Source organism: Streptomyces sp. NPDC002446, from assembly GCF_053595675.1.
In genome coordinates this window covers 83,790-109,227 of the sequence record NZ_JBSFYC010000011.1, presented here as the reverse complement: position 1 = coordinate 109,227, position 25,438 = coordinate 83,790, and the positions used below count along the sequence as shown (strand labels likewise).

The 25,438-nt window shown below is 67.4% G+C and carries 19 protein-coding genes and 4 pseudogenes; 13 read left to right on the top strand and 10 right to left on the bottom strand.

The window, feature by feature from the left end:
• The first annotated feature begins 85 nt into the window (after nt 1–85).
• The 4 genes from ACWD6P_RS09465 to ACWD6P_RS09450 all read left to right on the top strand — a co-directional run bounded on the left by ACWD6P_RS09465 (nt 86) and on the right by ACWD6P_RS09450 (nt 1,924).
• Nucleotides 86–697, top strand: coding sequence for a hypothetical protein (locus ACWD6P_RS09465; RefSeq protein WP_451443443.1), 612 nt, complete (start codon nt 86–88; stop codon nt 695–697).
• Nucleotides 684–899, top strand: coding sequence for a hypothetical protein (locus ACWD6P_RS09460; protein ID WP_451443442.1), 216 nt, complete (start codon nt 684–686; stop codon nt 897–899). The genes ACWD6P_RS09465 and ACWD6P_RS09460 overlap by 14 nt, the downstream gene beginning before the upstream one ends.
• A gap of 108 nt (nt 900–1,007) precedes the next feature.
• On the top strand, nt 1,008–1,457 hold the full coding sequence (locus tag ACWD6P_RS09455; protein WP_451443441.1) for an Rmf/CrpP fold protein: 450 nt from the start codon (nt 1,008–1,010) through the stop codon (nt 1,455–1,457).
• 221 nt (nt 1,458–1,678) lie between these two features.
• A complete protein-coding gene (locus tag ACWD6P_RS09450; RefSeq protein WP_451443440.1) occupies nt 1,679–1,924 on the top strand; it encodes a hypothetical protein in 246 nt (81 codons plus the stop codon).
• A 552-nt stretch (nt 1,925–2,476) separates the two neighbouring features.
• Here the strand turns inward: ACWD6P_RS09450 and ACWD6P_RS09445 are convergent.
• Nucleotides 2,477–3,070 (bottom strand): TetR/AcrR family transcriptional regulator, encoded by a 594-nt coding sequence (locus tag ACWD6P_RS09445; protein WP_451443439.1) that lies wholly within the window; start codon nt 3,068–3,070, stop codon nt 2,477–2,479.
• Nucleotides 3,071–3,178: 108 nt separating this feature from the next.
• On the opposite strand from ACWD6P_RS09445, the gene ACWD6P_RS09440 reads away from it, so the two are divergent.
• Nucleotides 3,179–4,603, top strand: coding sequence for an aldehyde dehydrogenase family protein (locus ACWD6P_RS09440; protein WP_451443438.1), 1,425 nt, complete (start codon nt 3,179–3,181; stop codon nt 4,601–4,603).
• 41 nt (nt 4,604–4,644) lie between these two features.
• A pseudogene (locus ACWD6P_RS09435) lies at nt 4,645–5,069 on the top strand (hypothetical protein); the annotation flags it as partial.
• 84 nt (nt 5,070–5,153) lie between these two features.
• Here ACWD6P_RS09435 and ACWD6P_RS09430 read toward each other — a convergent pair.
• On the bottom strand, nt 5,154–5,576 hold the full coding sequence (locus tag ACWD6P_RS09430; protein ID WP_451443437.1) for a winged helix-turn-helix transcriptional regulator: 423 nt from the start codon (nt 5,574–5,576) through the stop codon (nt 5,154–5,156).
• A 114-nt stretch (nt 5,577–5,690) separates the two neighbouring features.
• On the opposite strand from ACWD6P_RS09430, the gene ACWD6P_RS09425 reads away from it, so the two are divergent.
• Nucleotides 5,691–6,614, top strand: a complete 924-nt coding sequence (locus ACWD6P_RS09425; protein WP_451443436.1) for an NADP-dependent oxidoreductase — start codon at nt 5,691–5,693, stop codon at nt 6,612–6,614.
• 116 nt (nt 6,615–6,730) lie between these two features.
• Here ACWD6P_RS09425 and ACWD6P_RS09420 read toward each other — a convergent pair.
• Both ACWD6P_RS09420 and ACWD6P_RS09415 read right to left on the bottom strand, forming a co-directional pair.
• Nucleotides 6,731–6,843 (bottom strand): annotated as a pseudogene (locus ACWD6P_RS09420) (IS5/IS1182 family transposase); the annotation flags it as partial.
• Nucleotides 6,844–6,914: 71 nt separating this feature from the next.
• Nucleotides 6,915–7,712, bottom strand: coding sequence for a class I SAM-dependent methyltransferase (locus ACWD6P_RS09415; protein ID WP_451443435.1), 798 nt, complete (start codon nt 7,710–7,712; stop codon nt 6,915–6,917).
• A gap of 146 nt (nt 7,713–7,858) precedes the next feature.
• Here ACWD6P_RS09415 and ACWD6P_RS09410 point away from each other — a divergent pair, with 146 nt between their 5' ends.
• The gene (locus tag ACWD6P_RS09410; protein WP_451443480.1) at nt 7,859–9,304 is read left to right on the top strand and encodes an NF041680 family putative transposase; all 1,446 of its coding nucleotides are present in this window, start codon (nt 7,859–7,861) and stop codon (nt 9,302–9,304) included.
• A 227-nt stretch (nt 9,305–9,531) separates the two neighbouring features.
• Here ACWD6P_RS09410 and ACWD6P_RS09405 read toward each other — a convergent pair whose 3' ends face one another.
• Nucleotides 9,532–10,212, bottom strand: a complete 681-nt coding sequence (locus ACWD6P_RS09405) for a hypothetical protein (protein WP_451443434.1) — start codon at nt 10,210–10,212, stop codon at nt 9,532–9,534.
• Between the two features lie 952 nt (nt 10,213–11,164).
• Here ACWD6P_RS09405 and ACWD6P_RS09400 point away from each other — a divergent pair.
• The 4 genes from ACWD6P_RS09400 (at nt 11,165) to ACWD6P_RS09385 (ending at nt 15,223) form a co-directional block, all read left to right on the top strand.
• On the top strand, nt 11,165–11,722 hold the full coding sequence (locus ACWD6P_RS09400; RefSeq protein ID WP_451443433.1) for a Uma2 family endonuclease: 558 nt from the start codon (nt 11,165–11,167) through the stop codon (nt 11,720–11,722).
• A 610-nt stretch (nt 11,723–12,332) separates the two neighbouring features.
• On the top strand, nt 12,333–13,304 hold the full coding sequence (locus ACWD6P_RS09395) for a GNAT family N-acetyltransferase (protein WP_451443479.1): 972 nt from the start codon (nt 12,333–12,335) through the stop codon (nt 13,302–13,304).
• A 1,155-nt stretch (nt 13,305–14,459) separates the two neighbouring features.
• Nucleotides 14,460–14,912 (top strand): MarR family transcriptional regulator, encoded by a 453-nt coding sequence (locus ACWD6P_RS09390; protein WP_451443432.1) that lies wholly within the window; start codon nt 14,460–14,462, stop codon nt 14,910–14,912.
• Complete coding sequence (locus ACWD6P_RS09385) at nt 14,912–15,223, top strand: replication initiation protein, RepL2 (protein WP_451443478.1); 312 nt, start codon at nt 14,912–14,914, stop codon at nt 15,221–15,223. Before ACWD6P_RS09390 ends, ACWD6P_RS09385 begins: the two co-directional genes overlap by 1 nt.
• 997 nt (nt 15,224–16,220) lie before the next feature.
• Here the strand turns inward: ACWD6P_RS09385 and ACWD6P_RS09380 are convergent.
• The 4 genes and pseudogenes from ACWD6P_RS09380 to ACWD6P_RS09365 form a co-directional block, all read right to left on the bottom strand.
• Nucleotides 16,221–17,123: an aminoglycoside phosphotransferase family protein gene (locus ACWD6P_RS09380; RefSeq protein ID WP_451443431.1), complete on the bottom strand. Its 903-nt coding sequence runs from the start codon at nt 17,121–17,123 to the stop codon at nt 16,221–16,223.
• Between the two features lie 247 nt (nt 17,124–17,370).
• Nucleotides 17,371–17,668, bottom strand: a pseudogene (locus ACWD6P_RS09375) (hypothetical protein).
• Between the two features lie 650 nt (nt 17,669–18,318).
• Complete coding sequence (locus tag ACWD6P_RS09370; protein ID WP_451443430.1) at nt 18,319–18,945, bottom strand: hypothetical protein; 627 nt, start codon at nt 18,943–18,945, stop codon at nt 18,319–18,321.
• Nucleotides 18,945–19,832, bottom strand: coding sequence for a ParA family protein (locus tag ACWD6P_RS09365; protein WP_451443429.1), 888 nt, complete (start codon nt 19,830–19,832; stop codon nt 18,945–18,947). The genes ACWD6P_RS09370 and ACWD6P_RS09365 overlap by 1 nt, the downstream gene beginning before the upstream one ends.
• Nucleotides 19,833–23,092: 3,260 nt before the next feature.
• On the opposite strand from ACWD6P_RS09365, the pseudogene ACWD6P_RS09360 reads away from it, so the two are divergent.
• A pseudogene (locus tag ACWD6P_RS09360) lies at nt 23,093–23,619 on the top strand (transposase); the annotation flags it as partial.
• A gap of 87 nt (nt 23,620–23,706) precedes the next feature.
• Here the strand turns inward: ACWD6P_RS09360 and ACWD6P_RS09355 are convergent.
• On the bottom strand, nt 23,707–25,395 hold the full coding sequence (locus ACWD6P_RS09355) for an MFS transporter (protein ID WP_451443428.1): 1,689 nt from the start codon (nt 25,393–25,395) through the stop codon (nt 23,707–23,709).
• Nucleotides 25,396–25,438: the final 43 nt, after the last annotated feature.

The following is a 25,438-nucleotide window of genomic DNA, read 5'->3' as shown; positions in this document are numbered from 1 at the left end:
GCGTCACGGTCCGGTCGGCGGGCGGGGAGCCCAGCCCGGACATTGTGCGGGGGCCTACGCGGCATGGGTCCCGTGGTAGTTCTTCATGCCGCAGATCGTGCCATACCGAGCGCGAACGGGGCCGGCGGTTGCATCCCGCCGCCACAAGTGGGCAACGGCGCTGCAGCCAGGCGCATCGAACCTCCCGGAGAAGCGGACCGAGGCGACCGAGCAACAGGTCCAGGCCGCCCGCATCTGGTCGGGGGACGAGCAGACCGCACGGGAGATGAGCGACGACCAGCTCGCCGCCGCCGAAGGGTCTGGCCTGCTCGACGACCGCGCCCGCGGAAGGATCGAGGCCGAGGCCGACCGCCGCGACCTCGACGCCCTGCTCGCCCGCATCGCACCCGGCGGAACCCTCGCCGAGGACCTGACACAGTTCAGCGACGCCGAACTCGCCCGCACCTACCAGCACCTCGACGACGGCGACGCATTGCGCGTCATAGCCGAGGCCGACCGCCGCGACCTCGCCACCCGTCTGCCGGGCGTCGCCGGAACTGGTCGGCCTGTCCAACCACGACCTCGCCGCCCGCGCCCGTGGCGCCGACCTGGCAACGCTTGCCCAGCTCGCCGCCGAGGCCAACAGGCGCGACTTGCTCGCCCGTCTGTTTCCCGGCGGGCGCCTGCTCGACGACCTCACGGGCGTGTCCGACGATGAACTCGCCTGGTGCATGCAGTACGCCACCAGCCAGGAGCTACTCAAGATCGCCGCGGAGATGGACCGCCGCGACGCCGTCGACCTACCGCAGCCGGCCGAGACCGTCGATGCCGTCGATGCCGTCGATGCCATCGACGACATGCTCGCCGACCGTGACGCCCTCGCCGATGCCATGTCGCCGGCACCGGACCCGCAGGCTTAGGGGCGCCTCGCCGACGACGAGACGTTCGCTGCCGAGGCCGCCGCCGTCGCCGCCACCCACCAGGAGGAAGGCGGCGACACTGCCGAAAGGCGACCGGCCAGACGCAGCGTGGGGACACGCGAGGACAGCGTCAAAGCAGTCACGGCCGGCCGCGAGGCCGGAGCACGCGGCGAGGCGGCGACCGTTTGCCCGTACCCGCACGCATCGATGCTGCGCACTGCGTGGATTCGCGGCTGTACGGAGAGGCGCCCTGTGTCCGCTCAGCCGGAGTCGACCGACCAGGGCGACCGACCAGGACATGTATCAAAGCGACCAGGACATGCACCAAAGTCGGCGACGGTCGTGCAGCCGCAAGAGCGGCCTTCCGGTCAGGGGCGGCACGTTCGGCCGGATTCCGTGTCCGAGCGTTGCGATCTCCTCGGCCTTGTCGGGTCCCGGCGCCGCCGTTTCCGGCTTCACGGCCACGTCAGGGGACTCGCGGACCCATGCGGCAACCTCACGCCTTCGGCTCGAACAAGGCGGAAAGTTGTCCGAAAATGGGTCGTGCCAGTGATTTGATCTTTTGTACGGTCAGGCAACTACTGAACGGGGGGATCTCCATGATTCGTCGTGCCTCACTGGCAGCCGCCGCGTGTGCGGCCGTCGGTTTCTCGCTTCTCACTGTTCCGGCTCACGCGGCTGGAGCGAAGGCGACGCCCACCCAGGCGTCGCAGAAGGTGGCGTCAGGGTCGGACCATGTCAAGTGCACCAGCTTGAGCAAGGGACAACTCTGCATCGCCATGAACAGCCGGCCCCAGTCCATCGACGTCTTCTACACCAAGAAGGGCGGCGCGAACATCAAGGCCCAGCTCGGGTACCGCATGAACGGTTCGTCGTCGTACGACAGGCTGGAGACCATCAGCGACGGCGACCGGGCCACCAGTACGTGGAAGATGAGCTGGCCCTGCAAGAGCGCCGTTGGCCTGATCAAGGTCCAGGGGCAAGGGACCTTCGAAACCCCGCCGGCGACGTTCCCGGGCTGCTGACGAGGTAGCACAGGACGACAAGGGGGAAGTGAGCGGAGGAGCAAGGCGGAGGATCGTCCTCGTACTGGGCGTACTCGGGCGGCTCCGACAACTCGGTGAGGCGCCGTAGCTGTCGTCGCGGCTCCGAGAAGATCGGCCGGACAGGGCTAGCACACGCCACCGACAACACCACCCCAAGGGGCCCGCCAGGAGTGGGCCCCTTTCGCATGTCCGCACGCGCCCGCCAGGAGCAGGCGCCCACCGCACCAGGCGCCCACCGCACCAGGCGCCCACCGCACCAGGAGTGCACATTCGAGGAACTCGTGGTCCCGATCGCCCCGGAAGAACCCGCGGCGCCAGAGCTTGGGCCGGTAAGCCGGAGCTTGGGCCGGTAACTCGGTAACTCGGGGCTGCGGCCGGTTCTTCCAGACACTTCGATGCTGCCCCGGACCCCCACGGCGTGAACGCCGTACCGACGCGGCCGCGCTTTCAGCCGCACCTCCCGCACACCACCCCGCAGACACAGCAGGCTCTGTGTCCTCAAGCCGCTCTCAAGCCGCTCTCAAGCCGCTCTCACGCTGCCGCGCCGACGCCGTCGAGGACCGCCGCCACCGTCCGTCCCGCGAAGTCCTCGCCCAGGGGCTCGCGGCGGAAGACCACGCGCAGCCAGACCGCGCCGGCGAGCAGGTCCATCAGGAGCATCGTGTCGGTGCCGGAGGGCAGTTCGCCGCGTGCGACGGCGCGGTCGATCACCGACTGCTCGCGGGCGAGGCGGTCGGCGAAGAAGGCCCTGATGTGGGTCGCGAGTTCCGGATCGCCGACGGCGGCTCCCAACGCGGCCCGTGCGACGGCGCCCGCGGGCTGCTCGGTCAGGAGACCGATGACGCTGTTGACGAGCTGCTCCAGGTCGCTGCGGAGGTCCCCGGTGTCGGGGATCGCCAGTTCGAGCAGCGGTGCGTCGATCAGGGCCGCGCCGAGGAGCGCGGACTTGGAGGGCCACCACCGGTAGATGGTCGTCTTGTTGACGCCGGAGTGTTCGGCGATGCCCTCGATCGTCATGTTCTCGAAGCCGTCGCGGGCCAGCGCGCGCAACGTAGCGTCGAAGATCTCCTGCTTGCGGCGCGGACCGTCGCCGGGGGCGCGCCGCGGGCGGCTTTCCGTCGTCATGTCCCTGAGGTTAATGCAATGCAACGGTGCGTTGCATATGGGCTCCCGTGGAGGCTACCGTCGAAACGCAACGCACCGTTGCATTGTTGAGGAGGCAGAGGAGGCAAGGTGGCGAACGAACTGCATGCTGACGGGGTGCGAGGCGCCCTCGTCACGGCACCCCAAGACCCGGCCGACACGATCAGCCGGCTGCGCGCGACCTTCGGCACGGGCCGGACACGCCCGCTGTCCTGGCGGCGCCGCCAACTGCGCGCCCTGCGCGCGATGGTGACCGAACAGGCACCCGCCCTCACCGAGGCGCTCCGCGCCGACTTGGGCAAGAGCCCCGTGGAGACGCTGACCACGGAGCTGAGGTTCGTCACCAACGAAATCGACGACACGCTGCGCCACCTGGAGCGATGGCTTCGCCCGCAGCGCGTTCCGGTGCCCATGGCCCTGCTCCCGGCGCGGGCACGGACCATACGCGAACCGCTCGGCACAGTCCTGATCATCAGCCCGTGGAACTACCCGGTGATGCTCTCGCTCGCCCCGATGGTGGGCGCCATCGCCGCGGGCAACTGTGTGGCGCTCAAGCCCAGCGAACTGGCTCCGGCGACTTCCGCCGCGCTGGCCCGGCTCCTGCCCCGCTACCTGGACCCGGCCGCCGTCGCGGTCGTCGAGGGTGCCGCCGAGCGGACCACGCGGCTCCTGGAGCAGCGCTTCGACCACATCCTCTACACCGGGAACGGCACGGTGGGCCGGATCGTCATGACGGCGGCGGCCCGCCACCTCACGCCCGTCACCCTGGAACTGGGCGGCAAATGCCCGGTGCTGGTCGAGCCGGGGACGGACCTGGCCGTCGCCGCGCGCCGCATCGCCTGGAGCAAGTTCCTCAATGCCGGACAGAGTTGCACGGCCCCTGACCACGTCCTGGCCATCGGCGGCACGGCGGCCGCCCTGCACGATCACCTCGCCCGTGCCATCGAGGCCATGTACGGTCCGGACCCAGCCCAGAGCCCCGACTACGGCCGCATCATCAACGAGCGCCACTTCGACCGGCTCACCGCCCTGCTCGACAGCGGCCGTGTGGTGACCGGCGGCGCACACGACCGCGCCTCCCGCTATGTGGCGCCCACCGTGCTCGCCGACGTCGACCCGGACGCCCCCGTGATGCGCGAGGAGATCTTCGGCCCCATCCTGCCGGTGCTGCCCATGCCGGACCTGGATGAGGCCATCGCCTTCGTCAACGCCCGCGACAAGCCACTCGCCCTGTACGCCTTCACCCCGCACCGGCGCACACGGCAACGCCTGCTCACCGAAACCTCCTCGGGTGCGGTGGGCTTCGGCCTCCCCAACGCCCATCTCACCGTCCCCGGCCTGCCCTTCGGCGGCGTCGGCGAGAGCGGCCAGGGCCGCTACCACGGCAGGCACTCCATCGAGACGTTCAGCAACGCCAAGGCCGTCCTGGACAAGCCCCTCTCCCCGGACACGGTACGGGCGATCTACCCGCCCTTCACCGCCGCCAAGGAACGCCTGATCCGCCGCTTGATGTGACCGTGCGACGGCGACGACGCCTGCGTGTCGTCACACCGGCACGGCTACTGGGGCGACGCCGCCCTCCTGCCCGGCATCGCCCCGATGAAGCGATCGGTCGTTCACGTGGCGGCGGGCGTCACGACGAAGATTCATCTGGCGAGTGACGGCGGATGCCGCCCGCTGGCCGTTTCGATCACGCCGGACAGTGGGGTGATGCCCCGCAGATGCCCCGTAGATGACCCCGGTTCTGGACCGTATCCGCGTTCGTATCCTCGTTCCGAGACCGGCTGGAGGTCATCCGCGGACGCGCCCGGACCAGCCCTGCGGGGACAAGGCGTACGGCTCCCGCCACAACCGCCGCTACCTGCGACGACGGCAGATCCGGCATACGATCCCCTATCCCTATCCCTATCCCCTATCCCCGAGCGCCGGGACCAGCGGGCCAACCAACCGGCAGCGGCGAGGCGGTCATGGCGGCCGGCCACCGGTTTCGACCGGTCCCGGTTCACCGAGATCCGGCCCGGCTTCGGCTCCGGTGAGGACCTGCCGGACAGCCCTCGGACAGCCCTCAGTCGCCGGCAGGCCGGATCGGCTCCACCTCGGCCGCCGCCCGCCGGTCATAGGAACGGCGGGCGGCGAGTACCTCACCTTGGTGTTCCTCGGACCAGTCCTGGACCGCCGTCAGCAGGCCGGTGAGGCTGTGACCGAGCTCGGTGAGTTCGTATACGACCTTCGGCGGGATCGTGGGGTAGACGGTGCGGGTGACCAGGCCGTCGCGCTCCAGGGTCCGCAGTGCCTGCGTGAGCATCTTCTGCGTGACGCCGTCCAGGCGGCGGCGCAGTGCGTTGAAGCGTAGCGGCCCCTGTTGGAGGGCGCCGACCGTGAGCAGAACCCATTTGCTGGTGAGCAGTGACAGTACCGGGCGGGACGGGCAGGTCTGGAAGTAGGCGTCGGCTCCACCGTATTGCCGCAGGTCATTGCAGGTATCCATAGGGAACCTGGGTATCAGGAGGGTGCCTTCTTCTCAAGTGTCACTGCGTGGCGCAGGCTGGTGTGCGCCGCGCGGCGACCGTGAGAGATCAGCAAGACGATCAGTAAGAGGGGTATGTCATGCGCCGTCAGTCAGCTTGCCTTCGGCGGTCCCGAGGAGCTGCGTGTGACGGAGGTGGAGCGTCCGGAGCCGGTGGCCACCGAGGTGCTGGTGCGGGTCGAAGCGGCCGGCGTGAACCCGGTGGACGCGAAGTTCCGGGCAGGCGTGGTCCCTTGGGGAACGCTGCCGTTCATCCCCGGCTGGGACGTCTCGGGGGTGGTCGAGGCGGTCACGCCCGGCGTCACCCGCTTCGCGCCGGGCGACGAGGTGTACGGACTGGTGCACTTCCCGTGGCGCGGCGGCGGCTACGCCGAGTACGTCACCGCCCCGCCCCGCCACTTGGCCCACAAGCCCGCCGCCCTCACACACGTCGAGGCTGCGGCGCTGCCGATGGCGGCGCTCACCGCCTGGCAGGGATTGGTGGACACAGCGCGGGTGTCGAGCGGGCAGCGGGTGCTGGTTCTCGGGGCGGCCGGCGGGACGGGCCACCTGGCCGTACAGGTCGCCAAGGCGCTCGGGGCGTACGTCATCGGCACCGCGCGGGCGGAGAAACACGCCTTCGTGCGCGGCTTCGGCGCGGACGAGACCGTCGACTACACCACGACCGATGTCGGTGCGGCGGTACGGGATGTCGACGTGCTCTTCGACTTGGTCCCAGGTGACGACGCTACGCGGGCGGTGGAGGTGCTGCGGCCCGGCGGGATCCTGGTGAGCGCCACCCGTGCGGCGGCCGTGCCGGGCCTGGCCGAGCGGGGGGTGCGCTTCGCCGCACTCGGCGTCGAGCCTGACTACGCCTCGTTGGAGAAGCTCAACGCGCTCATCGAGCAGGGGCGGCTACGGGTACACGTTCAACGCAGTATGCCGCTGACGGAGGTGGCCGAGGCGCACCGTCTGATCGAGAGCGGGCGAGTGAAGGGAAAGATCGTTCTCGTTCCCTAGGACGGGGTTAGGACGTGGTTCCGCGGGGCGGGCAGGTGACGCCATACGGGCTGTCGATCCCACCGTGGCGGAACCGACGGCCCCGCCATCTTCCGGCGGCCAAAAGATCCACAGGACACTGCTTTGTCGGAGCCGGTGGGTCGGCCGCCGTTGCTGCCGCAGCGACGGCGGTTGACCCGTTGGTTCCCGGGCTCGGCATCGTGTGCTTGATCTGCCGTCGGCACAGGTAATCAGCGCCCCCAGCCCCGACCGTCACCGACCCGTCGGACAGGCCCTGAGCTTGTTCCTTATGGTCCGAGCTCAGATGTCCCGCTTCCGCGCCGTCAGCTGGAACAGCCGAGCGGTGTGCATGTAGGGCGGACGCGCAGTCGTGGCGAGTTCCAGTTGCTCAAGGTCGGCGTAGAACGTCGGGTCGTACTTTCGCGCGTCGTCGGTGATGTAGTCGCAGAAGCTGCGGATGCCGTAGTGCTTTACGTCCTGACAGCCGAGGCCTTGCAAGACAGGGATGATCTCTTCGGCCGTGTGGAGTGTCACCGCCGAGTTGAACATCTGGGTCCGGGACTGGTCTGTGCCGAGCGAGGCCAGCGCGGCGGCAGGGTCGGCCTCGCGAAGGGCGATGGTTAGGGCGGTCGAATGACGGTTGATCGCCATCATCGAGAACAGCCCGCCGGACTTCAGCGGCGCAAGGGCCGTGGCGAGGACGCCCGGCACGTCGTCCACGTACTGGAGAAGGTTGTGGCACAGGACCACATCGAAGGCTCCATCGGCGAGATCGGCGGGCAGAGCGGTCACGTCGGCGCGCACGCAGGTGATCAGTTCTGTCAGGCCAGCCGTCGAGGCTCGTTCGGTCGCAGCGGTGAGCATGGCGGGTGCGTAGTCGACGATGGTGACGTGATGCCCACGGGCGGCCAGCCGGATCGCGTCGCCACCGTCACCGCCAGCCAGGTCGAGTATCCGCAACGGCCCGTCGCCCAGGTCGTCGAGATGCCGGGCGAGGTTCGCCTCGGCGATCGCGTATCGCAAACGGCCCCAGGGGGCGTCCTGCCATTCCTGCCAGGTGGTCATCGCGGTGTTGAACTTCTCGGGAGCTTCAGGCATCTGGTGACGATAGCTCGAAAAACGGCCCGAACAGGTTCACTCACCAGGGAGTTCTGCGTATACGGACGGCGGTCTTGGCGTGATCCTTCGTGCTGACCAGAGCGCGAGTTTCACCAGCCCCAAGACCGCCGCCGGAGGTGAGTCTCCTGCCCCACGATGTCCAGCAGGATGCGTTCGCGGTGACGTCACGCTTCCGGGAGGATTTATACGACTGCCTGACCACGCGTGGGGATGAACTGTTCGAGCTCGTCGATGCGTTGCTGTGCGCGGACGGTCCGGTGACGTCGCCCGTGGACCTGACGCTGGTGGCCGAGCACCGGCGGGGGCACGGCGCGATGTATGAGGCGTTGAACAGCGGGAACGTGGACATGCCCCGGCTGCGGCAGGTGCTGGCCGGTCTGCCGATGCCGCGGGCCGCCGACGGGCGCCTGGTCCTGGCCGTCGACGTCAGCAACTGGCTCCGACCCGACGCGCCGACCAGCGCGGACCGCCTGTTCTGCCATGTCTACGGCCGCAGCGGAAGGTCCTCGGGCCAGTTCATCCCCGGCTGGCCGTACTCGTTCGTCGCCGCCCTCGAATGGGGCCGGACGTCCTGGTGCCAGCTCCTGGACGCCGTCCGTCTCGGACCCGAGGACGACGTCGCCGAGGTCACCGCTGCCCAGCTCCGCCGGGTGGTCACCGACCTCATCGAGATGGGCCGCTGGCACTACGGCGACCGCAACATCCTCATTGTCTTCGACGCCGGATACGACGCCCCGCGCATGGCTCACCTCCTCGACGGCCTCCCCGTCGAGGTCCTTGGACGCATGCGTTCGGACCGGGTGATGCGACGGCCGACGCCCTCGCTCAAGGAGTACGCCCTGGCCTATCCCCAGGGCGGGCGCCCGCCGAAGCACGGCAAGGAGTTCCGCTTCGCCAAGCCGGAGACCTGGGGCGAGCCGGACGCGGCAACCGTGCAGGTCACCGACCGGTACGGCACCGCCCGCGCGATGGCCTGGGACCGCATCCACCCCCGCCTGACCACCCGCTCCGCGTGGATCGACCACACCGGCGAACTCCCCATCATCGAGGGCACGCTGATCCGCCTCCATGTCGACCGCCTGCCCGGCGGCGGAGACCCGCTCCCGCTCTGGCTGTGGTCGTCGGCCACCGGTCTGAGCGGCGAAGACGTCGACGTCCGCTGGCAGGCGTTCCTACGGAGATTCGACCTGGAGCACACCTTCCGGCTGATGAAGCAGACCCTCGGGTGGACCCGTCCGAAGCTGCGAACCCCCGAGGCCGGCGAGCGCTGGACCTGGCTGATCATCGCCGCGCACACCCAGATCCGTCTTCTGCGCGAGGCCGCCGCCGACTTGCGGCGGCCGTGGGAGAAGCCCGCCGAGCCCGGCCGACTCACTCCGGCCCGAGTCCGCCGAGGGTTTCGGAACCTCCGCCCGCACCTGCACTGTCCGGCCCGTGCACCCAAACCCTCAACTCCCGGCCCTGGAAGGCCACTTGGCTCGAAGAACCGGCGGCCCGCCACCCGCTACGACGTGGGCAAGACCGTGAAACGACCCGAGAGCATCACCGAACGAAACCAACTCAGACCATAAAGAACAAGCTAAGAGCCTGTTTGCGATCCGACGGCCGGCGGAACCCGCGACACTGCGCCGTGACTCGAGTCGTGGCCGCAGGCGCAGCGATAAGGAAGATGCTGGGCGTCTGGCTATTCGGGTTCAGAGGCGAGGAGGCCGGTGGCCGTGGCCTTCCCGACATGTGACCAGGCGATCCGAATGTGGGCTCCTCGGGTGGATTTCCTGCCTTGTCAGTCCGCGTCTGATCATCGCGACCATGGCGGGCAGAACTCCACGTGGATTTGTTCCCACCCGTGTGCATACAAATCTGGCCAGTGGTAGATGCTCCGGCAGACGTGGTAGTTACATGCGCCGGAAAGGTACAGCTCTGTAGCGGCAGCGGGAGGGCCTTCCTTCGTGACGGTGAATATGTGCGGAGCCGCTTCCCGAAACGCCGTCGTACTGCCTGTCAGGAACAGGGTCTCGGCGTGGACGTGCTGGTGGAGCAGGTTCCTGTTCTTTGGATCGCTTGGTGCCGCGTAATTGATCTCGCAGATGTCGGCCGACAGGTCTCCCTCCGGCAGCCTTGCGGTGCGTATTTCGCGGGGAGCGTTCCCTGCACGAATGTGCGCCCGCAGCTTCTTCCATCGGGATGGCCGGAACTGTAATGCCCGGTGGGCCAGCACGAGGTCGAGCGGCGTCTCGTCGTCGTGAATACCCCCGAGCTCCTTTGCAGGGGTGCGCGTCGGCAGGTAGACCAAGGACCGCGGGGATCGCGCTGCGAGCAGCCACAGGGCGCCAATGCGTCGGCCGTCCGTCCGGTCCACATACATGTTGTATTGGTCAAATTTGGATTGGTAGAGGGCCCCGTTCTTCAGTGGTTTGAATGGGCTGATCACTCGGTATTCCTCATCCCCGAGCCGCACCTGCTGGACGGTGATCTTCATTCGCAGGCTGTCCCGAGTGAGGGCGGCCCTCGATGCGGTCATCCGGTCGTCTCCCGCCTGTGGGTTTGATCTCTCACCATGATTGTCTTGGTCAGAGGCACGGAAGTCCCTGCAACGTAGATAGTGAGGCACCGTCATCTTCTCAACTCCCGCTGCGGATGCTGAGAGAGTCCCACGAGGGTAGGCCTGGCAGAATCCCGGTGAGTGGATCAGGCGGCCCGCACGAGTTGGTCTGGCCGGGTTGCCGGTGGTCCGGTCTGACGGACTGCCTTGCCCCTCCAGGGCCCGGCCATCTCACCCTCATCAGGCCTACCGGAACCCGCCTCCCTCCGCATGGACGACGGCTTCCTGCCCGTTCCCGTCCTGGACGCCTACGACGCAGTGGTCAGCGTGCCGCGCACCACGCTCACAGCGGACGTCGGCGATGAGCCTCATCTTCCGCGCTTGATCGATGGGAATGCGGTTCCCTGGTGAGTCGGCGGTAGCAATGAGGGCGCAGGCCATGAATGGTGCACCACCGCACAAACCGCAGGGGGACTCGTTGGCCGGCACCGCACCCACACCCACCCCCACACCCGCACCCACACCCCGCTCCCGAGGCCTCACCCGAACCCGAACCCTCCGACACTGGAAAGGCCGCCTACCTCGCCGGGCACACCTCCTCCAGCACACCATCACCGGCGACACACGGCGCCAAGGACGCGTTGCCCCTCCCCCGCAACGGAGACACCCGAGCCGCAGCTGCAATCCGCGGCATCGACAAGACCACCCTGCCCACCCTCGCCCGCACCCTCCGGCTCAGCAAAGCCACCATCGCGCAGGCCGCGAAGGGGCGACCGACCGACGAGCGAATACCCCCCCCCACGAAGGACAGCAACCCACTACGCCCCGCCGCCCGGCCCGTGGGGCGCTAGGTTGAAGACGAGCACAGGCCAGCCCAAGGACGGTCCCGGTGAGCGAAGCGCCAGCCGACTACAGCAACGGCGTCGACCCCGAGCGCGCCCTCAAATACGCGCTCCAACACATCCGCGGCGACCGCGCCGAGATCATCGAAGGGGTCATCGAGCCGGTGTCGCCGACCTGGGACCACGAAGCCACCGCCGAGACGATCCGCGACCAGATCCGCGCCCGCGCACGCGAACTGGACTGCGTCACCGGCAGCGGCAACCTCGACCTTCCCGGCTCATCCAACTGGTACGTACCGGACATCGCGGTGGTGCCGGCAGCGGCCGCGAAGGGCGCCGGCGCCCTTCTCCCCGACCAAACGCTGCTCGTCGTCGAAGTCACCTCGGAGTCCAACGCGGACACCGACCGGGTGGTGAAGCGCAAGAGGTACGCCGAGTACGGGGCGCCGCTCTACCTCCTGGTCGACCGTCAGGAGCGGTCCGTCACCCTCTACTCCGAGCCCGGCCAGCTCGGCTACACCCGCGCCGACGGCCCCCACCCCTACGGCACCAGCCTGCGGATCCCGGAGCCGTTCGGCCTCGACCTGGACACCAGCAACCTCTGAGCGGGGCCGCAACTCGTTCTCCTTCCTCTTTTCCTTCCTCATCGCCGAGTCTCTGCGCACCGCGATGAGCTCTTCACCATCTGCACCCTCGGCAGGAGGCAGTCTTCTCCCCGGCGACGCCGTTTCCGAGGACGCACGGATGGCGCGGTTGCGGCGGGCGCCGTACGGCTGAGGGTCGGCCTGGCCCCGGTATCGCCCGACCCGTGCTCGCAGCCGGGCCGCTGAGATGGGCTCTGCCGCGCGGGGTGCCAGCACACGACCAGCCTCCAGGAAGCCAACAGTGCGCACAGCGTCTACGCCGACCGTGTCTGTGCCGACTGCGTTGTTCGCCGCAGTGCCGATCCGGCCACTGTTCAGTCACCAACGACGATGTGGCTTTGTTCACGACTTCCGGCAGCAGATGTTCACGGCTCCGGGAGGCACCCGCCGACCGGAGGCGGCGATGTTCACGAGAACGGACAGCCCCCGCCAGCTACCTGCGCTGCTGTTTCCGCGGAAAGGCAAGGTAGACCGGCTCGGCCCTCGATCCTCGGGGGTGTCGCCGGACCGTTCACCTCGCCTGCGGCGCACCTCCGTGGTGCGATGGAAAGGGGGTAGGAAGGTGAGCGTGATGGTCCCACCAGGAGCGGAGCGCAAGAGTGGCGCGGCCCCGGTATCAGTCCGCCCGCTGGGTGAGGCGGACCTGGATCGGGCCGATGAGATCTGCAGGGCCGCCTTCGGGGCCTTCCTGGGGACGCCTGATCCGTTCGGGACCAGCGACTACGTCCGCACCCGCTGGGCGGCCGATCCACAGGCGGCGTTCGCGGCGACGGTCGAGGGTGAAGTAGTTGGATCGAACTTCGCCGCCAACTGGGGCAGCGTCGGGTTGTTCGGACCGCTGACCGTACATCCGGATCTGTGGGACCAGGGCATCGGCAGGCACCTGATGGAGCCGGTCATGGACTGCTTCGACGCCTGGGGGAACCGCCACCTCGGCCTGTTCACCTTCTCGCACAGTCCCAAGCATCTTGAGCTCTACCGCCGGTACGGTTTCTGGCCTCGATTCCTCACAGCCATCATGAAGAAGCAGGTCACAGACAGTGCTGCAGTCCCCGGCCGGGTGCTCTATGGCGAACTGCCCGCTGCCGAGCGGCTCGACGCGCTGAGCCTCTGTAGCGCACTGACCGGAGCCGTGTACGAGGGCCTGAGCCTGGAACGCGAGATCGTGGCCGCGCACGCGCAGGGACTCGGTGACACCATCCTGCTCCATGGCGCCGGCTCCGAGCTCGACGGCCTGGCCGTCTGCCACTGCGGAGCCGGGTCGGAGGCTGGAGTGGACGTGTGCTTCGTCAAATTCGGCGCCGTACGTCCTGGTCCGGAGGCCGCCGACCGGTTCGAGCGACTGCTCGACGCGTGCGAGCGGCTGGCCACCGAGCGCGGGCTGGGGCAATTGGACGCTGGCATGAACCTGGGCCGCCCGGATGCCTACCGGCGCATGATCGACCGTGGTTTCCGCACCTGGTTGCAGGGCGTGACCATGCACAGGCCCAACGAACCCGGGTACAGCCACCCCGACGCGTATGTGATCGACGACTGGCGCTGAGACCACCGCCGCGCTCGGCCGCTAGGAAGGCCCGGTGCTGTCAGAACGCGTGAACATTCCGAACCAGCGCCGACGGCAAGACACCTAGGCAAGACATCTCCCGGACCACTGTCGAAGTGCTGTCCGTTCTCGTTCTCGCGGACAAAGCCAACGATGTCTCTGTCAACGCCTCGCGCCCGCCCCCGGAGCTGGCAGTGTGCCGACACCGGCAGATTCCCGGGCTGTAGCGCCGTACCCTCTTCGACTCGCCCATGCCTTTCCGCCCAGACCTCTCTTGGCGTGCCGGCGAGTGCCCACACGGCGGTCACAGACGCCCAAGACCGCAAGGAAGGTCGGCCCGTCACGGGGCAACCGGTGCGTGGTGGCATCCCCCGGTGGCTTGGCAGCGTGGTACCAGGGGCCTTCGCCGGCCCCTGGACCCCGCTGCCCCGCCACTTCCCGGCGCGAATCCGTTTCGTCGTGGTGCAGACCGTGCGCGCCGGTAAGCAGCGGGGTCGTGTGTACGGAGCCCCGCCGCGGGACAACCTCAGCGTGCTGGGTTGAGTTTCGACTGCTGACCGGACCGGACCGAGGCGCGGGCAAAGGGCTGAGGTCCGCTTTTCCCACCGTTGAGTGCTTCCACAAGGTGATGATGCGGCAAGTGCGGTGTGGCTGAGCTGACGGGGCAGGGAAGCGGCTCCAGATTGGTGACGTGCAGGTGCGGCCTCCTTCGTAGGAGGAGAGAGCGCAGCCGCCAAAGCGCCTCTGACCTGCGGAAATACCCTGCACCACCAAGATCGGCGGAACTGGCAGGCAGATCCACCGACCGTATAGGACGATCTGCAGACCCGGGTGCCCAGTTCCCTCAGTCGTGCTACACGGTCTCAGGAAACGCACACCACGACTCAGCAACCAGGGATAGCGATCGAGGGATCTGCCACCACGACTCCAGAGTCTGGGTACCGCGATCCTGCAGACGTACCAGATGCACTTCACGTACATGACTGCGCGTCGTAGCTGCCGAACCGCGCGGCGGAACATCGGAGCGTGTCAGCACGCGACACGGCCGACAGGCGGAGTTAATTGACTTCCTGCTCATGTACGTTAGGTTCATCTAGTCGGCCTCACGGCCGTTGCTCATGCACCATTCATCAACCCCCTTGCGCGGAGGGACCGTTGGGAGCAGTACGTAGGCTGGTTGACGCCGACACAGGCGAGCCGGTCCCCTATGCGCCATACGCCTTCTCCGGCAGGCACACACAGGTAGACAAGGCGCGCGTCGAGGCGATCACCGAATCCAAGGCGTTCACGCCCAGCCAGAAGTTCCTCGTCCTGTGGTGGATCGGCGTCTCACCCGAGGGCATGGAACCGTTGAGGGCCACCGGTGCGGACATCGCCAAACGAGTGGGAATGTCCACCGATGCCGTCGGGAAGATCAATAGGAAGTTGGCCAAACACCGCATCCTCGTCGTTAGAGGACGGATCGGGAACTACAACTTCTACCGGATCACCCCCTACATTGCCTTCCACGGAACAGGGGTTGAGCAGCGTGAAGCGGTGAAGACGTGCAACCCGCCGGACATCCCCGGATTCGACGAGAACGCCCCTGCGCGGTGGGAGGCCCAGTGATCAGCAGTGACGACAAGCAGAAGAACCTCGAGCTGCTTGAGAAGACGGCCGGCATGACCGCCAACCAGCGTCTCGTCGTCATGCTGTACGCCCTACACCCGACCGACCGGTCAGGTGCCGTTCTCACGACTGCCGCCGAGCTGGCCAAGCTCGTCGGCATGGCCCCTACCGTCTTCTCCCGCACCCGCAAGCAGGTCATCGAAGCCGGGTGGCTTGAGGAAACCGAGAAGATCGGGCACATCAAGTACTACCGGCTCGATCCCAAGCGCATGGGCGAGAACGTCGTCATCCCCCTCCGCCGCGCAACCTGACGTCCCACAGACCGCACCTCATTGACGTCACGTACATGAGGTGCGGTCTGCAGGACGTTCCCCTTGACCTCTGGGCAAGCTCCACGCCCTGGCAGTGCGATCCTGCTGGCTCGGGCCGGGGCCTGCCCTGGCCCGCTGAGTAGCGGCGGACTCGGTGCCCAGGGCGATGAACATGTGGGACGTGGCGGTGCCGGAGTCCCCGATCAGGCAGAACGGCGGATTGGCCGGGTCCTGACCGCTAGCCGAGCAGCACCCGCGTGCCGCCTGGGGCGTGCGAATCGTGCGCTACACGCCAGACCTACGGCGCAGCCGCGTGCCGCAGGACCAGGAGCACGAGCAGCATGAACCTGCTGGCCTCCGCCCGCGCCCGCCGTCCCAACGGCATCCTGGAGCCGTTCAAGGCATATCTCAACGCCCGCTTCACCGAGGCACAGGGCCAGGTCAGTGGCACCCGGCTCTTCCTGGAGATATCCAGGACCGCGGCTACCGTGGCTACCGCGGCAGCCGCCAGGCCGTTCGCAAACACCTCGCCGCCCTCCGCGCGGGCACCACCGAGCCGGTCCGGGCCGACATCCCCAGCCCTCGCAAGATCACCTCGTGGATCATGCGGCCTCGTGAGACGCTCACCGAGAGCCAGGATGAGCGGTTGCTTCAGGTCCGGCTCGCCTGCCCGGACATCACCCGGGCCTGCGATCTCGCTCGGGCGTTCGCCGATCTGGCCCGTCACCAGCGCGGCTACCTGCTGCAGGAGTGGATCCGGCAGGCCGAGCAAGATGCTCCGAAGCCGATGAAGGGCTTCGCCCAAGCGAGCCACGTACGGCCGAGCCCCGTACGGCCGAGCCTCGTTCGAACTCCTCCGGACCCGGATCCTCAACCAGCCATGAGCTTTGGCCTACCGCAGCGAAGGTTGAGCGTTCTCACCGAAGATTGAGCACCGAGTCGCGCGAGACCGAACGGATGGGAGTCGGGTGGGCCGCTGAAGCTCGTCGCTCCATGTCTACATCAAATCGCCTCTCAGAACACGATCGAGCGCCGCCTGGCCTGCGGGTCCCCATGTCGGCTTGCCGCCAGGAAGACCCCGATCTCCGTTCTGGCCCATAAGCATGAGGAACAGGCTTTTCAGAGCAGCCAGCCCGCGGGCGCGCCGGATCGTCGCCTCGTCCACGTGCGCGTACACGTCGAAGAATCGTGAGGCGGCGCCCGTGGGAAGGACCACCCATGCGGCCGCGAGGTCCCACGCCGGATCGCCGGCGAACATGTCACCGAAGTCGATCACGCCCGACAGCGTGCCGTCCGAGACGACGACATTCGCGGGATGAAGGTCACCGTGCACCCATACCGGCGGGCCCGCCCACTCGGGGGCCGCAACGGCGTCATCCCAGACCGCCCGGACCTCGTTGGCAATGCCGCCGGGGACAACAGCTTGAAAGAAGTGGTCGAAGCCGTCCGTGCACTTCTTGGGGTGAGCGCCGCGGTCCGAATTGGTCGGCGCCTCGGCGGGCGCCTCCACATGGAGCGCCCTGAGGAAGCCCGCCAGCGTGTCGGCCGCGTGGTCGCCGCGGCTGATCGGGGTGTGGTCCAGTGGCTCGCCGGGAACCCACGTCATGATGGTCCAGGGCCTCGGGAAGCGTGCGGACGGTTCACCGGTCCGCACAGGGTTCGGGACCGGGAGCGGCAGGCGCGGGGCCAGGACGGGAAGCCATCGGCACTCCTTGCGTTGGAGATCCGGGGCACGTTCTGTACGCGGCATGCGCACGGCCAACTCGTCGCCAAGGCGCCACTGTTGATTGTCCCACCCGCCCGCTACCTCGCGGATGGCCAGCCCTGCAAGATCCGGATGCTGCTCCTGCAGCAGGTCGTGGACCAGGTCTGCGGTGATCTCGATCTCGGAGTCGGTCATACGAAGCCACAGTACCGGGGCAGGCGAAGCGGCTCTGACTCTCCGGAAGGCCTTCCCCCCAGACAGCCAGACAGCCAGACCTCAAAGCCACTCAACCTTCGCTGCGAGAGGTCAAGCTTCACGAAACTGCGGACAAAGCCACTCTCGTGGATCCTTTGGATCCTCATCAGGATCGGCTGGCCGATGCCGGGGTCGACGGATATAGCGACGAGGGTGCGGTCCAGGGCGCGGATTTCCATCTCTCTGGTCAGGTTCTCCAGCTGCTTGGCGGCAGGGTCGGAGCGGGGCGGCGAGTGGCGAGGCGGGCCTCGCGCAGCTCCTCCCACGGCGTGCAGTCCAGTCCTCCCCCGAGTGGCAGGCCGTTGGCGGCGATGTCCTCCAGGACGACGGAGAACCGGTCCGCGCCGGCCCGTGTTTTGGCCGGACAGAGCCCGGTGCGAGGCTCGGTCCTTGGGGGGCTACGCGCGGACAACGTCGGCGGCCGCGTGCTCCAGCTGCTGCCGGGCGGCCACGGCGGTGTCGGCGGGGGCCGGCTGTTCGCTCATCGAAGGCTTCAGAGGGCAGAACTGGCTTGTCTCACCACGGAATCGGCCGCCTCGGCTCCGGGGACCGCTCCGGCGAACCTGCCCGCACCTAGCCCCAGGGACCGAGCCTCGCACCGGGCTCCGTCCACCAGGGAAAACAGCCAGACCACCCAGGCCCCAGGTACCCAGCGTGCCCTCTCCCCCGACCCACACTTCGCCGAGCGAAGGTGGTAGTCGAAGTGGACTTGGCCGTCGGCCGCCAGCCCTTCGAACCGGGTGCCGCAGCCCGTCCCGTCGCCTCCGCCCATGTGGCGACCCCCAGCTCGCCCCTGCCCGTCGCCCCCGACAAGTCGCCCGCGCGCTGGGCTGCCCGGCCTCATACGCGCGAGCCAGCAGGGCGTTGGCGCCGAGCGCGGCCGCCAGGACGGAAGGAAACGGGCTGTACGCCCTTCTGAGCGCCTTTCACATCGCCGCCGGGCAATGACTCCAACGTGTCACTGTTTGGCCGTCAGGCGCGTTTCCGCAGGTCAGACGGTATGTGTGGTGCGACAATTAGGGACAAACTGACGTGGCTTTGGGAGTGCGGCGAGGCCGTACGAGAAACCCCGAGAAACCCTGCGGGGCCTGTACCAGCTCTCGTACAGGCCCCGCACAGCACGCTCCGCGTCAGTTCAATCCTTCTTGCAGGGCTTCTCAGGAAGGCAGTAGTTGAGGGCAACGGCGATGTACGACGACTCGTTCGCCAGCCCGGACATCTCCACCAACTGCGCCATTACCTGACGGTCCTCAGGACGAGGAGCCCACTGGCGCTGCTCCGATCCCGTCCCCTTCGGAGGACCCGCGACACCTTGCGGCGCGAACAGGGACGTCTGCACCTTGGGCCCCTGAACCGCGTACTTCAGCATCTCCTCCATGACCCCCACGGACTTGTCAGCCATCAGCATGACGACCTCGGTCACCGTGAGGTTCTTGTCCTTACGGAAGCGCTCCAAGCGCTTGGCGACACCCGTCGACACGCGGAACCCGACCGGCTTACGGAAGGGCTCACGCCCGTCCGTGGTGACCGTTTGCTGAGTCTGAGGGACCACCGGCCGGACAGTGGGAGTGCTGGCCGCGGCGGCCGGCGCAGGGGCAGGCGCGGGCACAGTAGGAGCAGGTGCTGCAGCTCCCCCGCCCTGCCAGGCGCCGAAGACCCCTCCCCCGCCGCTCGCATCCGATGCCCCGCCCGAGAACGCGTCCTCCAAGGACTCGTCGGTCCCGTCCGAAGGATTGGTTGCCGCGTCCTTGCTCTTCGCCATCAGGTAGCGCTCCTCAGCATCTGGGCTCGTTCGAAGATCTCAATAGTCAGGGCGTCATGATCCTGGGCCAGCGCAGAAGCTGCCTCCGGAATCGTGCGGTCTCCCTGCAGCCGGCGCTCATGCAGCTCGTAGACAGGGCAGAAGTAGCCAGGCCGACGGGCGAGCTCGGCGGTCTTCTCCGACTGGCCGATCACATTCTGGAACGTGTGCGAGACCTTGCCGAGGATCTTCTTGGCACGCTCGTCGACTTCCTTGTGGATGCCCCTTGCGTTGCGCGGGGAGGAGAAGTGTACGACGCCGAGCAGCGTCAGCATGGGGTTGATCTGCGCCTTCACCATGCCGAAGCTCCGGGCGATGTCCTTGAGGCCGTCCTCAAGTGAGGCGCCGTCACTCTTCACCGGAGTGACGAGCCATCGAGCCGCCGCCAGGCACATGATGAGGAGGTTCGGGTTCTCCGGCGGGCTGTCGATGAAGACCGCATCGTACTTGGGCAGCAGGGGCTGGAGGCACTGAGCCAGGCGCAGGAATGCGGGGAGCGGGCCCTGGCTGGTAGCGATGGAAACGAAGATGTCGTTGAGGTCCCGGACCTTGATCCCGCCGGGCACCACATCGAGGTTCTTCCGCACGTCGGTGATGGGTACGAGCGGCGTTCCACTGCGCATCGACTGCGCGAAGGCCTCGCCCAGATCCTGCTCGCCGTATCCCAGCTCGCGTCGAAGATTGCCCTGACCGTTGACGTCGATGGCCAGGGTCCTGAGGCCCTCACGGGCAGCCTTCGCCGACGCGTTGCCGGTCAGGGTCGTCTTGCCGACGCCGCCCTTGCCGTTGCCGAACATGAACACGTTCGCGAAAAGCCCATGGTCAATGCCCAGATCGGCGGCGGACAACGCGAACCCCCCTGGGGGCGTTGGTGAACTCATACGAACCTCTGCTGCGTTGGGCCTCAGTTGGGCGTCGGTTGTGGACCAGTGACGGCGCACATTCTGCCACGCGATCATCACATCGTCTCTACCGCCACACCCCTCGGCGCGTCCCAGGGCACATGCCCACGCAACAGCCCTCGCACTGAACCTCCAAAACGGACCCGCACCCAGGCACCACAGAGTGCTTGCCCTATGTCCGCAACGCACCCCTGCCAACTGAAGTGCCTACCTGCAAGCTGCCATGCATGCACGACATCAGGCGAACAGGCAGCCGGTCTTCAAACCAGGGTTGCGGACAGGCACGCGGGCGAGCGCTCAAGCGATGGCCGCAAGGGGCACTCCAAGCAGTCCCAAACCTCAGTGTGCGGCTAACTAACCGCCCTCACTCTCTACAAGTTCGTAAGCAGGCCATCCAGCACATCGACAGCCACAGAGCCCTACACGCAAACCGCCACACGTGCTCACAGTGTAGGAAGCACGCATGCCGATTCGTGGTGAGGCGGCACTGCGGGCAATCAGGACAGCGATTAAGTGAGCGGCCGAGTCAGCAAGCTCTCGGCGTCCAAGGCCTTCAAGCATCCGTGTCCGCATGCCAACAAGCACGCGGACCTGTTAGCCATTCGGCACCCCAGCATGCAGGCCACTCCGAACGCTCACATGTAGGCAACTAGGCATTCAATCAATCAACAGGCGTAGTAGTTAGCAGTGAATGAAAACAAACACGTGCCGAAGCTACGATACATATTGGTAGACCTGACTGCAGCGAAAGCAGTAAGCAAGTGTGACTGCACTGCCGCGCACTCAGATGCTAAGAAGCATCTAAGCAAGCAAGTTAACGTAACAGCTTGCAGGCATCATCACACGCATGCGGTCAGTGTTGCAGTCAGTCACGAGCACAGCTTCGTGGCGAAGCTTCCTATGCGGTCTGCCCCCACGCACGCTCAGAGAGATGCAGTCACACGAGCTTCCGCCAGTGGGAGCAAGGTGCGAAGCGAGCATGCATGCGCACAACTCTGGTAGGGGGCTGAGCATGCTCATAACGCGGGAGCCATACAACTTCCAAACATACGTGCATGCATGCTGGACACCTCGTTTGTGCGCACGGTTGCAGCACGATTGGCGACATGTTTGGACTCGTGTTTGGAGGCGTGTTTGACTCCAAACTTGGATACTTGCTTGGCGTCTGGCGAATGACCGAGGTCATCGAAATGGAGAGGGGTCAGGCCAGCCTCAGGAGATGTGAGGCATAAGAGCGGCTCACATCTGGAGGTGGGCCCCGAACATGTCACTGATCGTCAGGCTGGAGGCCCCCACGGGGCGCTGCCTCGCCACTTGAATCGGGTGATCAGTCCGTTCGGAGGGCCCGCCGGGATGCTGTCTGTAGAGGGTTAGCCCTTCCCCCGCCCGCGGCAGCAAATCCGGTCAGCGCAGCGCTGCGGCCGACTCTCGCCCCCAAAAGGATGCTGATCAGGGACCACTCTGCTCAACCATCAAGACCCGAATGGGAAGTCCGAAGTGGTTCAGAAGGCTTCAATCCTTGCGTACCTGCTGGGCCCGCACCGTTGCCTCAACGTGCCCATCCGAGAGGATTGAGCAACAACGGATGAGGGTGGCGGCATCACAGGGGTCGGCGCTGCAGAGGGGGAGGAGAGCACCCGACTAGCGCCGAGGAGACGAAGCCTACGTAGCACGCTTTCACCTGGCGCCCGCGAGACCAATGTCCCGGCGCTGGAGTCGCTCTGCAGAGGAATTCTGTGCACCTTCATCAGCGGGCATCAGGCCATCCCTGAGAGCCCGTCCCCTGGCGCTATAGGCAACGATCTGCCGACGAATCCCGGCACAGTTTGGATGCGTCCTGGCCTCCCCCAGAGGAACAGCCGGCACTGGTACACAGTGAACTGCGCAGCAGGCCTCCCCCCCCTCCAATCAAGTAGCGCTGCCACTCATCGCAACCCTCGGCCCAACACCGCACTGCCGCTCGGAGATACGGGTTCAGCGCGTGCGGGAAGGGGAGTCGGTAACACTTACTGCCCCGGGGTCCTCTGCGCCTATCGGGGAGCGCGCCTGCCTGCACATCACGGCTCAATGCGCCACAGGGAGACAATGGGCGAGAGAAGCGCCGCCTCAAAGTCGTGCATCCTCGGGCGCAGCTGGCCATCGCCCGGCGCAACGAAGGTCACCCTCCTCTGGGCAGTCCGCCTCGCACAATTCAGATAGCCCGAACTCCGAGATCCGTTCGAAGGCCCATGGAAAGGCGCGCGACCGTGTGGCTACCTCAAGCAGCGCACGGACATCAGCCGGCCGTGCATGGAGATCAGCAACGGTAGCGAGTGCACGTCACGCGGGGCACGAAGCTGTGCCTGCCTCATGTGAGTTGCTCATGTTCCGAGCCTGCCCAGAGTGCCGTGGCTGCTGCCTTGCGGCCGGTACGGCAGGCGCCATCGAGCGCGACGGCGACGGCAAGTCCGGGCACCCAGGTCGCGCCGTGCTTGCAGCCGCGCGATGCGGTGATCCCCGCGTCAGGGGCCGACTTGGTAGCCAGTCAGAGGAAGGTCCGTGAACTGCGTTATGCAGGGTGGCGCCCCTCTCGTTGTGAGGCATGGTGTTGTCGTCGGCCACGTCGGCGAGCTTGGGTTCGGGCTCAAAACCATGAGTGAACATGTGTGAACTGAATGCCTTGGCGCACGACCCGCGAGACGTCGGGGTGCCGAATTTTCGCAAATCCATCCAAAAGCGACTCGCGTAAAGGCGGCTCTCGTGGCCTTTCAGGGGCACCCTGGTGTGATCGGATGCGGCACCCTACGAAAGGCCGCCAGATCGCCGTCTGTGGCTTTCAGCCTCTGTCATCGCCCGTCGTGGCGTCGGCGTGCGTGTGTGGGCTCGGTGAATCGGCGTGTGGGCGGCGGCTTGCTTGCGCTCGGCATGGTCGTGGGCGGCGACCGTGTCCACCCAGTCCGGCCCGAGACGGCTGTGGAGGCGCTGGCGGGGGAGTAGTGGTGGGGGAGTGGTGGTGGCGAAGATTCCGATGTGGGGTGCCGTCCTCGTGGGCCAGGGCCAGGGCCAGGACCAGGCCAGGGCCCGGGCGCCGAAGCGGGGCGGCGATGGCGTGATCAGCAGCCGTGATCGACGCGATCGCGTTCAAGTGCCGCCGGAACGCCGTGGATGGACTTGCCCGAGTACTTCGGGTCGTGGAATGGAATTGCCCTCCACCGCCGTCTGCGCCCGTCGTCCGCGTCCACCAGCACGCCGCCGGGGCCCGTCCGAAGGGGGCCTGGACAGCGAGCCGCCCGACCATGCCCTCGTACGGTGCCGCGGCGGGCTGACGACAAGGATCCGCCTCGCCTCAGACGGCCGCTGCTGGCTGCTGCTGGCCCTGGCCTTCGTCATCACGCCCGGTCAGGTCGGTGACGCGCCCGCGTTCGCCGAGGTCATGGCCCGCTTGCGGGTGCCCAGGCCGATTGGGCGGCCCAGGACGACAGGACGACACCAGACGTGGTCCTGGCCGACTAGGCCTACTCGTCCCGCGCGATCCGTTCACGCCTACGGTGGCGCGGGGTCCGGGCGGTGGTCCCGCAGCCCGTCGATCAGGTAGCCAACCGCAAGCGCCTCGGTCGTCGTGGCGGCAGGCCGCCGGACTTCGACCGCGATACCTACAAGCGACGGCACACAACGGAACACAGTCGAGCGGTGCATCAACGAGCTCAAGCAGTGGCGCGGCCTCGTCACTCCATACGCCATACGACAAGACCGTCACCATCTACCTTTACCTTTGCCTCGCCGGAGCCCACCTCGCCGCCATCTGCATGAGGTGGTCAGCGAGGTGACCGCAAGAAACGGCCTAGTGGGGTGAGTCGGCTGCTGCTGGGGTGGGGCCCTCGGCGGTTGCGGTGTTCGTGGTGCCTGCGGCGGCTTTGGGGGCTTCGGCCTTTGTGGGACCAGTGCTGTCCGTGGTGGTTTCGGCGTCTGCGGGGCCGCTCGGCTCTGGAGCCGCGTGGCCAGGGCGGGTTCGTGGCAGCAGCCATACGGCCAGTACGGCCAGGGCGGCGACGAGCAGGGCGCTGATGCCGCTGACGGTGTTCAGGCCATGGGTGAAGGCGTCGCGGGCCGGGTCGAGCACGAGGTCATGCAGCCGACTGGGGAGGCCTTCCACCAGGGCCATGGCGTCGGGCAGGCTTTCGCGGGCGGACTCGGCCTCCTGCGCCGGGACCTCGCTCGGGACGGTGCCGGTCATGCGGTCGCGGTAGACGGCGGCGCCTACGGTGCCGAGGACCGCGACGCCCAGGGCGACGCCGAACTCGGTACTCGTCTCGGACATCGCGGCCGCCGACCCCGCCCGCTCAGGCGGGGCCGCCCCGACGATCAGGTCCGTACCCAGCACGAACATGGGGCTGATGCCCACGTAGACGATGACGAAGCCGGTCACGAGGACGGGCAGCCCGGAGACACTGTCGACCTGGGTGAGCACCAGGTAGCCGACCGCCGAGATCGCCAGCGAGGCCCCGATGACGTACGCGGCGGGCACCTTGCGGGCGAGTGCCGGAGTCAGGGCGGACGCGAGGATGAGCGCACCGGCGGCGGGCAGCAGCCATAGCCCCGCCTTGAGCGGCGAGAGCCCCTCGACCAACTGCGTGTACTGGGTGATGAACAGGTAGACCCCGCCCATGGCGGTGATGCTGAGCAGCTGGATTCCCAGGGCGGCGCTGAACGAACGGTTCCTGAACAGCGTGACGTCGAGCAGGGGACTGGCCAGTTTGGACTGCCGGTGCACGAACAGCACCCCAAGGACCAGACCTCCGGTCAGGGCGGCGACGGGCAGCACCGTGAGGCCGTCCTTGGCCAGCTCCTTGATGCCGTAGATGATCGGCAGGATGGCGGCGAGGGACAGAACGACGCTGGTCAGGTCCAGCCGACCGGCCTGGGTGTCGCGGTACTCGGGAAGCAGCACCGGGGCGGTGACCAGCAGCAGGATCATCACCGGCACGCCCAGCAGGAAGACCGAGCCCCACCAGAACGACTGGAGCAGCAGTCCGCCGAGCACGGGCCCCAGCGCGATGCCGGCCGAGAAGCAGGTCACCCAGACGCCGATGGCCGTGCCGCGCTGCCTTGGGTCACAGAACATGTTGGTGATCAGCGCGAGGGTGGACGGCATCAGGGTCGCCCCGGCGATCCCGAGCAGCGCGCGCGCCGCGATGAGCATCTGGGGGCTGGTGGAGTACGCGGCGAGCGCCGAAGCGACGCCGAACGCGGCTGCCCCGATCATCAGGAGTTTCCTGCGGCCTATCCGGTCGCCCAGCGTGCCCATGCTGACCAGGAAGCCGGCGATCATAAAGCCGTAGATGTCGGCGATCCAGAGCAGTTCGCTGCCGCCTGGCTGGAGGGCGGCGCTCAGGTGCGGGACGGCCAGGTACAGCACGGTGGCGTCCATGGCGAGCAGCAGGGTGGGGAACGCGAGCACGGCCAGCCCGAGCCATTCTCGGGGCCCGGCCAGCTGTCGGGGGAGGGGAGTGGGGGGCGTTTCCGTTGACATGCCGCGTAAGCTAAACCCTCACGTCGACGTCAGAGTCAACTCG